Annotated in this window: 11 protein-coding genes; 2 read left to right on the forward strand and 9 right to left on the reverse strand. The window is 66.3% G+C overall.

Going from position 1 to position 13,674, the window contains the following annotated elements; genetic code table 11:
- A complete protein-coding gene (locus tag V5734_RS06235) occupies positions 1-987 on the reverse strand; it encodes a 2-hydroxyacid dehydrogenase (protein WP_347312640.1) in 987 nt (328 codons plus the stop codon).
- 117 nt (positions 988-1,104) lie between these two features.
- On the opposite strand from V5734_RS06235, the gene V5734_RS06240 reads away from it, so the two are divergent.
- Together V5734_RS06240 and V5734_RS06245 are read left to right on the forward strand one after the other, a co-directional pair.
- Positions 1,105-1,641, forward strand: coding sequence for an SH3 domain-containing protein (locus V5734_RS06240; protein ID WP_347312641.1), 537 nt, complete (start codon positions 1,105-1,107; stop codon positions 1,639-1,641).
- A 66-nt stretch (positions 1,642-1,707) separates the two neighbouring features.
- The gene (locus V5734_RS06245) at positions 1,708-2,595 is read left to right on the forward strand and encodes a cation diffusion facilitator family transporter (RefSeq protein WP_347312642.1); all 888 of its coding nucleotides are present in this window, start codon (positions 1,708-1,710) and stop codon (positions 2,593-2,595) included.
- 18 nt (positions 2,596-2,613) lie between these two features.
- Here the strand turns inward: V5734_RS06245 and V5734_RS06250 are convergent, their stop codons facing one another.
- The 8 genes from V5734_RS06250 to V5734_RS06285 form a co-directional block, all read right to left on the reverse strand.
- Complete coding sequence (locus V5734_RS06250; protein WP_347312643.1) at positions 2,614-3,900, reverse strand: NAD(P)/FAD-dependent oxidoreductase; 1,287 nt, start codon at positions 3,898-3,900, stop codon at positions 2,614-2,616.
- Positions 3,901-4,118: 218 nt separating this feature from the next.
- Entirely contained in the window at positions 4,119-5,204 is a 1,086-nt protein-coding gene (locus V5734_RS06255; RefSeq protein WP_347312644.1) for a BMP family ABC transporter substrate-binding protein, read from the reverse strand.
- A gap of 50 nt (positions 5,205-5,254) precedes the next feature.
- Positions 5,255-6,196 (reverse strand): ABC transporter permease, encoded by a 942-nt coding sequence (locus tag V5734_RS06260; protein WP_347312645.1) that lies wholly within the window; start codon positions 6,194-6,196, stop codon positions 5,255-5,257.
- The gene (locus V5734_RS06265; protein ID WP_347312646.1) at positions 6,196-7,287 is read right to left on the reverse strand and encodes an ABC transporter permease; all 1,092 of its coding nucleotides are present in this window, start codon (positions 7,285-7,287) and stop codon (positions 6,196-6,198) included. Before V5734_RS06265 ends, V5734_RS06260 begins: the two co-directional genes overlap by 1 nt.
- Positions 7,274-8,809, reverse strand: a complete 1,536-nt coding sequence (locus tag V5734_RS06270; RefSeq protein WP_347312647.1) for an ABC transporter ATP-binding protein — start codon at positions 8,807-8,809, stop codon at positions 7,274-7,276. The genes V5734_RS06265 and V5734_RS06270 overlap by 14 nt, the downstream gene beginning before the upstream one ends.
- Complete coding sequence (xdhC, locus tag V5734_RS06275; RefSeq protein ID WP_347312648.1) at positions 8,806-9,747, reverse strand: xanthine dehydrogenase accessory protein XdhC; 942 nt, start codon at positions 9,745-9,747, stop codon at positions 8,806-8,808. Before xdhC ends, V5734_RS06270 begins: the two co-directional genes overlap by 4 nt.
- Complete coding sequence (xdhB, locus tag V5734_RS06280) at positions 9,744-12,161, reverse strand: xanthine dehydrogenase molybdopterin binding subunit (protein WP_347312649.1); 2,418 nt, start codon at positions 12,159-12,161, stop codon at positions 9,744-9,746. Before xdhB ends, xdhC begins: the two co-directional genes overlap by 4 nt.
- A complete protein-coding gene (locus V5734_RS06285) occupies positions 12,158-13,522 on the reverse strand; it encodes a xanthine dehydrogenase small subunit (RefSeq protein WP_347312650.1) in 1,365 nt (454 codons plus the stop codon). The genes xdhB and V5734_RS06285 overlap by 4 nt, the downstream gene beginning before the upstream one ends.
- Positions 13,523-13,674 lie beyond the last annotated feature (152 nt).

Raw genomic sequence — 13,674 nt, forward strand, 5'->3', positions numbered from 1 at the left:
TCAGAGCATGCCGGGAACGACGAGGTCGGGCGGCCGGTGGCCGTCGGCGAAGGTCTTGATGTTGATGATCACCTTCTCGCCCATCTCCATCCGGCCTTCGAGCGTGGCCGATCCCATGTGGGGCAGTAGCACCACGTTCGACAGCTCGCGCAGGCGCGGATTGATCTCGACCCCGTGTTCGTAGACGTCGAGGCCCGCGCCCGCGATCTCGCCCGCGCGCAGCATCCGGGTCAGTGCGTTTTCGTCGATGACCTCGCCGCGCGAGGTGTTCACGATCACGCCCGTGGGCTTCATCAGCTTCAGCCGCCGCGCGTTCATAAGGTGGAAGGTCGAGGGCGTGTGCGGGCAGTTGATGGAGATGACGTCCATCCGGCTGACCATCTGGTCGAGGCTTTCCCAATAAGTCGCCTCGACCTCCGCCTCCTGTTCGGGGCGCAGGCGCTTGCGGTTGTGGTAGTGGATCTGCATCCCGAAGGCCCGCGCCCGGCGCGCCACGGCGGTGCCGATCCGTCCCATCCCGAGAATGCCGAGCCTGCGGCCGCCGACGCGGCCCCCCATGAACGCGGTCGGTGCCCAGCCTTGCCACGTGCCAGCCTGCATGACGGCGAGCCCTTCGGGAATGCGGCGGGTCACGGCGAGAATAAGCGCCATCGTCATATCGGCGGTATCCTCGGTCACCACGCCCGGCGTGTTGGAGACGAGAACCCCGCGCTGACGGGCGGAAGAGATGTCGATATGATCGACCCCGGCGCCGTAATTGGCAATGAGCTTGAGCTTTTCACCGGCCTGGGCCAGGAGGTTCGCGTCGATCGGGTCGGTGACGCAGGGCACCAGCACATCGGCCCGCCGCATCGCGGCGGCCAGCTCTTCGCGGGTCATCTTCGTGTCGGGGTCGCGCAGCTCGACATCGAAAAGTTCCTTCATCCGGGTCTCGACGACCTCGGGCAAGCGTCGCGTGACGACAACACTCAGACGCTGCGATCCCATCCGGAGCTTCTCCTCTCTTCCATAGGCGCGTTCATATTGGCAAAGTGCAGCGCAACGGGGCAAGTCACAAGCCCCGAAAGACGCCTTCGGGCGCGCGGCAACAGAAACAGGCGGCATATGGGCAATCGGGCGGTCAGGCGGTCCTTCCTGCGGGCGGGTTTCGCGGCGATCTCAATCATCGCGGCGCTTGTGGCGTCGCAGGCCGGGGCCGATGCCGGCGGCGCTTCGCGGGGGGCGGTGACGAACCTGCCGCTGCCACGTTTCGTGTCGCTGAAGGCGTCGGAAGGCAACGTCCGTCGCGGTCCGAGCCTTGAGCACCGCATCGACTGGGTGTTCCGCCATCGCGACATGCCGTTGCGTGTCACGGCCGAATTCGGCCACTGGCGCCGGGTCGAGGATAACGAGGGGCAGGGCGGCTGGATCTATTACAGCCTGCTGTCCGGGGTGCGCACCGTCATGGTGGAGGCGGACGGCACCGCGCTCCGGACGAGACCCGACGCGGAATCGCCGGTCGTCGCCCAGGCCGAGGCCGGCGTGATCGGCCGGCTTGGCGAATGCCTGCCGGACTGGTGCCGCATCAGCGCCGGCGGCGAGAAGGGCTGGGTCGCGAAAGCCGCGCTCTGGGGCGTTGGCGCGGGAGAGCTCCGCGAATAAGTGCGTCTGGCCGTCGCTGGGAAGAGCGGTTAAGGACGGCCCGGTCGGGGCGGCGGAGCTGATGCGATGAACGAACGGACGGGGAGCGTGGGGTTGAACCTCTCGGCTGGGATCGCTTCGGTCGCGGTCGCGCTGGTTCTGGTCGGGTTGAAGCTCTGGGCACTCGGCACCACCGCATCGCTGTCCGTCGCGGCCTCCCTTGCCGACAGCGCGCTCGATCTGATGATGTCGGTCGGGGGGCTGATGGCCATCGTCTATGCGGCGCGGCCGGCGGACGAGGACCACGCCTTCGGCCATACCTCGGTCGAGGATCTGGCGGCGCTGGCACAGTCCGTCTTCATCCTGATCTCCGGCGGGGTGATCGGATGGTCGGCGGTGCGCCGGCTTCTCTCCGACGCGCCCGCGCCGCTCATGGGGCAGGAGGGTGGGATCGTCGTCATGGCCATTTCGATCGTCCTGACGCTGGCCCTGGTCCTGTGGCAGAGGCGGGTGGCCAGGAAGACGGGAAGCAAGGTCGTCGCGGCGGATTCGCTCCACTACATGTCCGACCTGATGCCGTCGATCGGCGCCATCGGGGCGCTCTGGATCTCGCAACAGTTCGGGGTGGGGCAGGTCGACAGCGTCGTGGCGCTTGCCGCGGCGGCGATGCTGGTGATCGGATCGCTACGGATCGGCAAGGGGGCCTGGGACGCGCTGATGGATCGGCGCGCCGACCCGGCCCTCATCGATGGGATCGCCGCCATCGCAGGGGGATGGCCCGGCGTGAAGGGATTTCATGATCTCAAGACGCGGATGGCCGGCAGCCGCGTCTTCGTGAACATCCATATCGAGCTCGACGGCGACCAGTCCCTGCGCGACGCCCACGCGATCGGCGCCGGGCTGCGGCGGCAGATCCTCGCGACCTATCCCCAATGCGATGTCATCGTGCACAAGGATGTCGCCGGCGAAAGCTGATCCGCCGGCGGAGGGTGCCTAGCCCTTGTGGACTTCCTTCAGCTTGTCGATGCCGAGCATCTTCATCATGGCCTTCTCGTAATAGGGCTCGGACGTGCCTTTCTTGACCTTGCGCAGAAAGTACTTCTCGAACCCGATCTTGGCGAGGTGCACCCACTTGCCCGAGGACGCCCAGTTGACGTTGCGGGGCGGAATCTGCGGCTGGGCGACGAAGGCCACACCGCTGTCACCGAAGTCAGCCAGGCAGACAGCGTTCCAGGTGCCGACGCTGTCCGGCTCCTGCCCCCGCAGAATCTGGCCGAGGTTGTGCGCGGTCGCGGTCACCATGCTTTCGATCATGAAGCCGGTCTTCGGCACACCGCAGGGAACCGGGGTTGGCCCCATCGGCGGGATCGCGACGCAGACGCCGACGGCAAAGATGTTGGGGTATTTCGGGTTGCGCTGATGCTCGTCGACGATGGTGAAGCCGCGCGGATTCGACAGCCCCTCGATCCCCATGAGCGGCTTGATGCCGCGGAAGGCCGGCAGCATCATCGCGAAGCCGAAGGGCATTTCCTTCTCGGCCTTGACCGAGCCGTCATCCGCGATCTCCTCGACCACCATCTTGCCGTCCTCGACCTTCTTCACGCGCGACGAGGTTATCCACTTGATGTGATGGTTGCGCATCTCGCCTTCGAGAAGGCCCTTGGTATCGCCCACCCCGTCGAGGCCGAGATGGCCGATATAGGGTTCCGAGGTGACGAAGGTCATCGGCACCTTGTCGCGGATCTTGCGGCGGCGGAGCTCGGTATCGAGGATGAAGGTGAATTCGTAGGCCGGCCCGAAGCACGACGCGCCCTGAACCGCGCCGACGATGATGGGACCGGGGTTCTTGCAGAACTCCTCGAACTTCTCGCCGGCGATTTCGGCATGGTCGATGTGGCAGATCGACTGGGTGTGGCCGCCGTGCGGGCCTAGCCCCTCGATCTCGTCGAAGGCGAGTTCCGGGCCGGTGGCCACGATCAGGTAGTCGTAGTCGATCGAGGTGCCGTCGACGAGGTCGAGCCGGTTCTCCTCGGGGTGCAGCTTCTCGGCCGCGACCGGTTTGAATGCGATGCCCTTCTTCTTCATCGCCTCGGTGAGATCGACCGTGATGTCGTCGCGCTTGCGCCAGCCGACCGCGATCCAGGGATTGGACGGGACAAAATGATAGAGCGGATCCTTGGTGACGACCGTGATCCTGTCTTCCTTGCGGATCTGGTCGGCGAGTTCGTAAGCCATGATGGAGCCGCCAAGCCCCGCCCCGAGAACGACGATATGTGCCATTAGCTGTTCCTCCCCAGCATGACAGCCGGAACCCGGCGTCGAATCAGCATCATATATGAAAGTGCGAATGTGTTTATGATCTGTGTCAAAGCCCCGCGTGGAGGGGGCAAGGCCGGAAATGCCGCGACGCGGGCCGGGAAAAGCAAAGCCCCGCGCTTTTGGCGCGGGGCCGCTGGCCGCGCGACGCGGCCTGCACGTGCGTAGAGACTTGGGCCGGCTTACTGCGGAATCTCGCCGCTGATGCCCTCGACGAAGAAGTTCATGCCAAGAAGCGTGCCGTCGTCCGAGACCTCGCCATCGGCGAGCCAGGCCGACCCGTCCTGCTTGTTGAGCGGGCCGGTGAAGGGGTGATAGGTTCCCGCCGCAATCGCGTCGCGGACGCCTTCGGCCTCGGCCTTGACGTCGGCCGGCACCGCGTCGGTGATCTCGCCGATCAGCACCTCTCCGCCCGCGATACCTTCCCAGGCGTCGATCTGTTCATAAGACCCGTCGAGAAGGGCGCCGACGCGCTTGACGTAGTAGGGGGCCCAGTTATCGACGATCGACGAGACCCGCGGGGAGGGCTTGTATTCGGCCATGTCCGAAGCCTGGCCGAAGCCGATCACGGCGCCGTTGGTCTTCGCCGCTTCCGCGAGCGGTGCCGTCGAGTCGGTATGCGACGCGATCACGTCGACGCCCTGCTCGATCATCGCCTTGGCGGCGTCCGCTTCTTTCGCCGGGTCGAACCAGGTATAGGCCCAGATCACCGAAAGCTCGACATCCGGATTCACCTTCTTGGCATGCACGTAGTAGGAGTTGATCCCCATGATGACTTCGGGGATCGGGAACGAGGCGATGTAGCCGATCTTGTTCGACTTGGTCATACGGCCCGCAATCGTGCCCTGCACCGCGCGGCCCTCATAGAAGCGGGCGTTGTAGGTCGAGACGTTCGGATGCTCGCGCTTGTAGCCGGTGGCGTGTTCGAACATCACGTTGGGGAATTTCGCCGCCACCGCGTTGGTCGGATCCATGTACCCGAAGGACGTGGTGAAGATGATGTTGCAGCCGGAAAGCGCCATCTGGGTCAGCACCCGCTCGGCATCCGCGCCCTCGGGCACGCTCTCCTGAAAGGCGGTCTCGACCTTGTCGCCGAACTCCGCCTCGACGGCCAGCCGGCCCTGATCGTGCTGGTAGGTCCATCCGCCGTCACCGATCGGGCCGACATAGACGAAGCAGGCCTTGACGTGGTCCATCTGCGCCTGAGCGGCGCCGCCAAACGCGAGGAAACCCAGGGCGGCGGTCGCAAGAAGCGTTCTTCGTTTCATTCTCTTTTCTCTCCTGTTGGTCGGGGCATTGCCCCCGTGGTTGCGTGGCCTCAGCGCGAGGCGTGGAAGTTCTGGCCAAGGGCGGCGGGGGCGTTCAGGCTCGCCCGGCCACGGCCAGAGGACATGATGACCAGAACGATGATGGTTATCAGATAGGGCGACATTGCCAAGTACTCGACCGGGATCCTGATCGGGAACGCGTTCGAGGCCTGAAGGTTGAGCTGCAGGACCGAGATGCCGCCGAAAAGGTAGGCGCCGACCAGGACCCGCCAGGGCCTCCAGCTCGCGAAGACGACGATGGCCAGTGCGATCCATCCCGCGCCGGCGGTGATCCCGTCGGTCCATTGCGGCACCCGGACCAGGCTGACATAGGCGCCGCCGAGACCGGCCATCGCGCCGCCGAAAAGGATCGCCAGCACCCGGATGCGCACGACCTTGTAGCCGAGCGCATGCGCCGCGTCGTGGCTTTCGCCGACCGCGCGCAGGATCAGGCCGGCGCGGGTATATTTCAGCACCGCCCAGACCGCCGCGACGACCGCGATGGAGCCATAGACCATCCAGTCATGGGTGAAGAGTACCCGGCCGAAGAAGGGAATGTCGGCCAGCGGTCCGAGCGGCAAGACCCCTGTCGGCGGCGGCTTGATGCCGTTGTAGCCCTGCCCGAGCAGGCTGGAGAGGCCGAGCCCAAACAGCGTGAGCGCGAGGCCCGTCGCCACCTGATTGGCAAGGAAGACCTGCGTCAGGAGGATGAAGACGAGGCTCAGCACCGCCCCTCCTGCCGCCCCACCGAGAAAACCCAGGAGTGGACTTCCGCTGTGGACTGCGGTGATGAAACCGCAGATCGCGCCCATGATCATCATTCCCTCGACGCCGAGGTTCAGGACGCCGGCCTTCTCGACGACCAGTTCGCCGATCGCGGCCAACATGATCGGCACCGAGGCGACCATCAGCGAGGCGATCAGGACCGCCGGATTGATCCCGTAGAAATCCATCAGCGAGCCTCCTTCATGAGCAACGGGAACCGGATGCGATAGTTGGACAAAAGATCCACCGCGAGGAGGAAGAAAAGGAGCATCCCCTGAAACGCCTGGATCGCGGCAGAGGGCAGGCCGAGCATGAACTGCGCCAGCTCTCCGCCGATATAGGTCAGCGCCATCAGAAGGCCGGCCAGAAGGATGCCGATCGGGTTCAGACGGCCGAGGAACGCCACGATGATCGCGGTGAATCCGTAGCCCGAGTTGAAGTCGATGGAGATCTGTCCGGCCGGTCCCGCGACCTCGAACAGCCCGGCGAGGCCGGCGAGCGCGCCCGATATCCCCATGCAGAGGATCACCAGTTTGTTCGGGCTGACCCCGGCAAAGCGCGCGGCACGAGGGGCTTGCCCGGCGAGCTTGATCTGGAATCCGAGGATATGGCGCTGAAGAAGGATATAGGCCGCGATCACCGCGATGAAGGCCGCGACGACGCCCCAATGCATGCCGGTCCCCGCGATCAGTTCATGGTTCGCCGCCGATGGATACTGGCCAAGGTTCCGCGACCCCGGAAATCCGCCCCCCTCGGGATTGCGCAGGAGGCCGAGCGACATGGAGGCGAGGATGTTCTCGGCCACGTAGACCAGGAGAAGCGAGACGAGAATCTCGTTGGTGCGAAACTGCGTCTTCAGGATCGCCGGGATCATCGCCCAGATCAGCCCGCCAATCGCGCCCGCGATCACCATCAGCGGGAAGATGAACCACGCCTCCAGCGGATACAAGGCAAGGCCCACCCCGGCGCCGCAGACCGCGCCCATGATGTACTGCCCCTCGGCGCCGATGTTCCAGATCCCGGCGCGGAAACCCAGCGACAGGCCGATGGCGATCAGGATCAAGGGCCCCGCCTTCACCAGAAGCTGCGGCCGCGAATAGGCCGCGAACTGCGCGTTGAAGAGGGGATCCCAAAAGATCGTCCTGATCGCCTCGAACGGGTCCTTGCCGAGAATCGCGAACATCAGCCCGCCCGCGATCATCGTCAGGATCACGGCAAGGAACGGCGTGCCCCAGGCCCAGAACCGCGACGGTGTCGGGCGCTTTTCAAGAATGAGCATGGTGCACCTCCGCTTCATGCATGCCATGCGCTCCGCCGAGCATCAGGCCGATCTGGTCGATGGTCAGTCCCTTCGTCGGCACCGGGTCCGACAGCCGGCCTTCGTTGAGGGCGGCGAAACGGTCGGCGATCTCCATGATCTCGTCGATATCCTGGCTGATCACCACGACTGCCGCGCCGGCCGAGGCCCGATTGAGGAGCGCCTGCCGGATGAAGGCCGCCGCCGCCGCATCGACGCCCCAGGTCGGCTGGTTGACGACGATCACCTCGGGCTCCTGCATGATCTCGCGGCCGAGGACGAATTTCTGGAGGTTGCCGCCCGAAAGCGCCCGCGCCGCCGTGCCGATGCCGGGGGTCCGCACGTCGAACGTCTCGACGACGTCCTCTGCGAAGGCCCGCGTCTGTGGCCAGTCTATGAATCCCCTCCTCGTCAGATGCTTGCGCACCGAACCTGAGAGAAGCGCGTTCTCCATCAGGCTCATATCCGGCGCGGCGGCATGGCCAAGCCGCTCCTCCGGAGCCGTGCAGACGCCATCCTTCCGGCGGTCGTTCGGGCCGAGATGGCCGATACCGCGACCGTGGATCTGGATCCTGTCCGGTGCCGTCCGGATCTCGCCCGAAAGCGCCAGCAGCAATTCGTCCTGCCCGTTCCCGGCGACGCCGCCGATGCCCAGGACCTCGCCTTGCCGCACTTCGAACCAGATATCCTTGAGGCTTGTCCCGAACGCACTCGGCGACGCGACGCTGAGGCCCCCGACCTTCAGGGCCACCGGCCCCGGTTCGGCCGCCGCCCGCTCCGGCGGGTTGAGCGTCGCACCCACCATCATCTCGGCCATCTCGCGCGCCGATTTATCGCGCGGGGTACAGGTGCCGACGACCTTGCCCCGGCGCAGGATCGTCGCCTCGTCGCAGAGCGCCTTTATCTCCTCGAGCTTGTGGCTGATGTAGAGGATCGACGTCCCCTCCGCCGCGAGCTGCCGGAGCGTGCCGAAGAGGATGTTCACCTCCTGCGGCGTCAGCACACTGGTCGGTTCGTCCATGATCAGGAGTTTCGGATCCTGCAAGAGGCAGCGCACGATCTCCACCCGCTGGCGCTCGCCGGCGGAGAGATCGCCCACCAGCCGTGACGGGTCCAGCGGCAGGCCGTATCCCTCCGAGACTTCGCGGATACGCCCCGCGAGTTCCCGCATCGGCGGCGGGTTGTCCATGCCGAGCGCCACGTTCTCCGCCACGTTCAGCGCGTCGAAGAGGCTGAAATGCTGGAACACCATCGCGACGCCGAGGCCCCGCGCCTCGCGCGGCTCGGACGGCGCATAGGTGCCTCCGCGCAGGGTCATCCGCCCCTCGTCGGGCTTCACCAGGCCGTAGATCATCTTGACCAGCGTCGACTTGCCGGCACCGTTCTCGCCCAGAAGCGCGTGGACCTCGCCCGCGCCGATCCGGAACGAGACGTCATCGTTCGCCTTCACGCCGGGATAGGACTTGCTGATCCCCTCGACGCTTAGCAACACATCCCCTGTCATCCCGCGCGCTCCTCGTTATTATGTCTGGCGCTTTTGTCTTTCAGTAGGTCGGCCGCGACCCCGATGGCAATCGCCTGCGGATGCTTCCCGAGGCCAGGATCGCCAATCGGGCAGCGGATGCGCGAAATCTGGGCGTCCGAATGATCGAGTGCCCTCAGCCGCGACCGGAACCGCGCCCATTTGGTCTCCGAGCCGATCAGGCCAGCGCTGCCGAACCCGTGACTTAGAAGCCGGTGGCAAAGCTCGAGGTCGAGCGCGTGGGAGAACGTCAGGATGAGGTGCTCGGCTTGGGCCGGTGCCCCGGCAACCAGATCGGCCGGGTTTGCGGCGACATGCTGAACAATGCCGTCAGGCACCGTGTCCGGAAAACGGCCCGCATCGGTGTCGATCCAGGTGACCCGCAGGCCGGGCAGGGGGGCGAGCACCGCGACCAGCGCCCGGCCGACATGGCCCGCGCCCCAGATCCAGAGCTCGCGCGCGGGCACGGTCAGGGGTTCGATCATCCAGCCCTGGATGGCTTCCGCGACCAGCGTTCGAGTCCCGTTCCGGGCCGCGCGCAGACGTTTGACGACCTTCAGCGGGGCTTCGCCGTCAAAACCCGGCATGGGCCGCACGACCGCATCCTCGATGCCCCGAATCCGCTCCGTGTCCCAGATTTCGGTCAGGAGGAGCACCGCTCCGCCGCAGCACTGGCCGATATTCGGACCGAGTGGCACCTTGTCCAGCCGGTCTCCGGTGGCAAGTGCCGCTCGCGCCTGTTTGGCGGCTTCATATTCCAGGGCGCCGCCGCCGATCGTGCCTTCCTGGCCGGTCGCCCAGACCAGCATCGCCGTCCCGGCTTCCCTCGGCGTAGACCCGGCCCGGTTGGCGATCACGACCCGCGCCACCCGGCCCTCGCGGGCGACGGCCCGTGCCAGCGCCTGAAGATCGAAGCTCATTGTGCCGCCCCCCGTGCGCGCCTGACCGCCGCAAGCACGGCCTCCGCCGTCGCCGGCGCCTGCAGGTCGGGGTAGTGCGGGCCGCAGGCCGCGCAGGCGTTCGACAGGGCCGAGAAGACCGAGATCCCGTGCATGAAGGGCGGCTCGCCCACCGCCTTCGACCGGTAGATCGTCTCCTCCCGGTTGGCCCCGTCCCAGAGCGACACATTGAAGATGCGCGGCCGGTCCGAACAGGCCGGAATCTTGTAGGTCGACGGCGCATGGGTGCGAAGCCGGCCCTTGTCGTCCCAGACCAGTTCCTCCGTCGTCAGCCAGCCGGCGCCCTGCACATAGCCGCCCTCGATCTGGCCGATATCGATCGCGGGGTTCAGGCTCGTCCCGCAATCATGCAGGATGTCGGCGCGCAGGATGCGGTTTTCCCCGGTCAGCGTGTCGATCACAACCTCGCTGACGGCGGCACCATAGGCGAAGTAGTAGAACGGCCGCCCGCGTCCCGCCTTGCGGTCCCAGGTGATCTTCGGCGTCGCGTAGAACCCCGTGGAGGACAGGCTCACGCGTCCCTGGTAGCACCGCGCCGCCGCCTCGGCGAAGGTCATCTCCGCGCCGCCGACGAAGACCTTGCCCTCCTCGAAATGCACCTTTGCGGGCAGGGTCTGATGCTCGGCGGCCAGGAACGCCGCCATCCGCTCGCGGATCGTGTCGCAGGCGGCCTTCACCGCCATGCCGTTGAGATCGGACCCCGAGGAAGCCGCCGTGGCGGAGGTGTTGGGCACCTTGGCGGTGTCCGTCGCAGTGATCGCCACCACGGACGCATCCACCCCGAACCCCGCCGCCGCCACCTGCGCGACCTTGCGGAACAGGCCTTGGCCCATCTCGGTCCCGCCGTGGTTGAGATGGATCGACCCGTCCGAATAGACATGGACGAGGGCGCCGGCCTGATTGAGATGCGTGAGGGTAAAGGAAATCCCGAACTTCACCGGTGTCAGCGCGATCCCCTTCTTCAGGATCGGATTTGCCGCGTTCCATTCGGCAACCGCTTCCCGACGCGCTTCGAATTCGCTCGATCTCTCCAGCGTTGCGACCAGCCCGTTCAGGATGAAATCCTCCACCGGCATGTGGTAAGGCGTCGTCTGGTGTCCTCCCGCCTTTGGCATCGGCGCATGGCTGTCCACGAGTGCCGCTGCCCCGCGCGACGTAGCGCTCGCATCTGGCGGAAGGACGCTTTCGCTTCCCGTGGTCACTTCACCGGAATCTGCTGCGAGCGAAGCATCCGATGCATCCGCATAGAAATTCGCCTTCCGCACCGCGACCGGGTCGAGCCCGAGCGCATGCGCCACATGGTCCATCACCCGCTCGATCCCGATCATCCCCTGCGGCCCGCCGAACCCGCGATAGGCGGTCGCGGACTGGGTGTTGGTCCTCAGCCGGTGGCTCTCGATCCGCACGTTTTCAAGGTGATAGGCGTTGTCCGCATGAAGCATCGCCCGGTCGGCGACCGGCAGGCTCAGGTCCTGCGCCCAGCCGCAGCGGGCAAGCTGCAGGAACTCGATCCCGAGAATGCGGCCCTCCGCATCGACGCCGGCCCGGTATGCGATGCGGAAATCGTGGCGCTTGCCGGTGATGATCATGTCGTCGTCGCGGTCATAGCGCATCTTCGCGGGCCGCCCGAGAAGCCGCGCCACCAGCGCGCAGGAGACGGCGAGGGCGTTGCCCTGGCTCTCCTTGCCGCCGAAGCCGCCGCCCATGCGGCGGATCTCCACCCGGACCGCGTTCATCGGCAGGCCGATTGCCTCGGCCACTTTGTGCTGGATCTCGGTCGGATGCTGGGTCGAGGACTGGACGATCACGCCACCCTCGGCCGGCAGCGCCAGCGCCGCCTGGCCTTCGAGGTAGAAATGCTCCTGCCCGCCCATCTCGAAGCGGCCTTCGATGACGCGCGGCGCGGATGCGATGGCTTTCGCCGCGTCGCCCTTCGACCAGATCACCGGACCGCCCTCGAACCGGCTGTCCGCCGCCATCGCGTCATCGACGGTCAGGATCGCCGGCAGGTTCCGGTACTCGATCCGGCCCAGCCGCGCGGCCTTGCGCGCCGCGAGGTGGCTGTCCGCGATCACCAGGAAGACCGGCTGGCCGACGTAATGCACCGTGCCCGTGGCGAGGAGCGGCTCATCGTGAATCGACGGCGAGACATCGTTGGCGAAGGGCAGATCCGCCGCTGTCCAGACCGCGACGACCCCCGGCGCGGACCGGACCGCATCGAGGTCGAGCGAGACGATCTCGCCATGCGCCACGGTCGAGAGCCCGAAGGCCAGGTGCAGCGCGTTCGCCGGCAAGGGCACGTCGTCGATATAGCGGGCCGAACCCGTCACATGGAGCCCGGCGGAATCGTGCGGAAGCGGTTTCGCGACGCTCATGCCTCCACCTCCAGCACCGATACTGGCGCGCCAGACCTTTCGTGGAAATAGCGCAGGAGCATGTTTCCAGCCGTCTCAAGCCGGTACGAGGCCGAGGCCCGCATGTCCGTCATCGGGGTGAAATCCGTGGCGAAGGCGGGCAGGGCCGCCTCGATCGTGGCGAGCGTCCAGTCGTGCCCGACCAGCGCCGCCTCGACCGCCGAAGCGCGCTTCGGAATGCCCGCCATGCCGCCGAACGCGATCCGTGCGCTTGCCACTTTCGAACCTTCAAGACCGACACTGAAGCAGCCGCAGACCGCGGAGATGTCCTGATCGAACCTTTTCGACAATTTGTAGCAGGCAAGGCCCGGTGCCGTTTCGGGGATCGTCACCGCCTCGGCAAACTCGCCCGGACGGCGGTCCTGCTTGCGGTAATCGAGGAAGAAATGCTCCAGCGGCATCTCGCGCCGCTCGTCGCCCCGGCGGAGATGCAGCACCGCCCCCATCGCGATCAGGGCCGGTGGGGCATCGCCGATGGGCGAGCCGTTGGCGATGTTACCGCCGATCGTTGCCGCGCCGCGCACCTGTTCGGAGGCAAAGCGCCGCAAGAGTTCGGCAAGGGCCGGGTGCGGTCCCGCCATCGCCCGGCGAAGCGCCGCGATGGTCACGCCGGCGCCGACCTTCCAGCCGCCGGGGATGGCCTTGATCCGTTGCAGATCTGCACAGGCATGAAGGAAGGCGACCTCGGGCAGGTCTTTCAATTCCTTCGTGACCCATAGCCCGACATCGGTCGCCCCGGCGATCAGAGTGGCGTCCGGATGCGCGAGATACCACGCGGCCAACTCGTCCGACGAGGCAGGCGCGAAGGGCGCGGGGCCTTCGGACTTGGGCGGGACATCCACGGCCCAGCCCGGAACCGGCCTGGCCGCAACCGCCTCGGCCGCGCGCAGGATCGGCGCATAGCCGGTGCAGCGGCAAAGATTGCCGGCGAGGTAATCGTCGTGATCGGTTGCGCCGTTGCGGTGCGCCGTCGCCATCGACATGACGAAGCCGGGCGTGCAGAAGCCGCACTGGCTGCCGTGATTTTCGACCATCGCGGCCTGCACCGGGTGCATCTCGCCTGCTGGCCCGGCAAGGCCCTCCACCGTGCGCACAGCCTTTCCATGGAGTTGCGGCAGAAACAGGATGCAGGCGTTGAGCGCGCGGGTGCCGTCGCCATCGGTCACCATGACCGTGCAGGCCCCGCAATCGCCTTCATTGCAGCCTTCCTTGGTTCCGGTCAGTCCGCGCGTTTCGCGCAGCCAATCCAGAAGTGTCCGCGTCGGGCTTTCGCCGGACACGGTCACTGGCGTTCCGTTCAAAAGAAACGCTATGTCGTTCATTGAATGAACCCGCCGCCTTCTCCTCGCTCCGGTCAGGTTGCGCTGTCGCCCGATGCGGCGTAAAGCGAAAAGCGCTCCGGTCTCCCACTCTCAGTGAAGCGCCGAAGCCTTTGCAAGGCAAGCATAACTTGCAGGCAAAACGAATAAGCAGT

This window comes from Defluviimonas sp. SAOS-178_SWC, assembly GCF_039830135.1.
Taxonomy (GTDB): domain Bacteria; phylum Pseudomonadota; class Alphaproteobacteria; order Rhodobacterales; family Rhodobacteraceae; genus Albidovulum.

What these genes read in the sequence shown, in the direction of transcription:
- V5734_RS06235 (WP_347312640.1), bottom strand. Translation starts at nt 987, where the DNA reads ATGGGATCGCAGCGTCTGAGTGTTGTCGTCACGCGACGCTTGCCCGAG.
- V5734_RS06240 (WP_347312641.1), top strand. Translation starts at nt 1,105, where the DNA reads ATGGGCAATCGGGCGGTCAGGCGGTCCTTCCTGCGGGCGGGTTTCGCG.
- V5734_RS06245 (WP_347312642.1), top strand. Translation starts at nt 1,708, where the DNA reads ATGAACGAACGGACGGGGAGCGTGGGGTTGAACCTCTCGGCTGGGATC.
- V5734_RS06250 (WP_347312643.1), bottom strand. Translation starts at nt 3,900, where the DNA reads ATGGCACATATCGTCGTTCTCGGGGCGGGGCTTGGCGGCTCCATCATG.
- V5734_RS06255 (WP_347312644.1), bottom strand. Translation starts at nt 5,204, where the DNA reads ATGAAACGAAGAACGCTTCTTGCGACCGCCGCCCTGGGTTTCCTCGCG.
- V5734_RS06260 (WP_347312645.1), bottom strand. Translation starts at nt 6,196, where the DNA reads ATGGATTTCTACGGGATCAATCCGGCGGTCCTGATCGCCTCGCTGATG.
- V5734_RS06265 (WP_347312646.1), bottom strand. Translation starts at nt 7,287, where the DNA reads ATGCTCATTCTTGAAAAGCGCCCGACACCGTCGCGGTTCTGGGCCTGG.
- V5734_RS06270 (WP_347312647.1), bottom strand. Translation starts at nt 8,809, where the DNA reads ATGACAGGGGATGTGTTGCTAAGCGTCGAGGGGATCAGCAAGTCCTAT.
- xdhC (WP_347312648.1), bottom strand. Translation starts at nt 9,747, where the DNA reads ATGAGCTTCGATCTTCAGGCGCTGGCACGGGCCGTCGCCCGCGAGGGC.
- xdhB (WP_347312649.1), bottom strand. Translation starts at nt 12,161, where the DNA reads ATGAGCGTCGCGAAACCGCTTCCGCACGATTCCGCCGGGCTCCATGTG.
- V5734_RS06285 (WP_347312650.1), bottom strand. Translation starts at nt 13,522, where the DNA reads ATGAACGACATAGCGTTTCTTTTGAACGGAACGCCAGTGACCGTGTCC.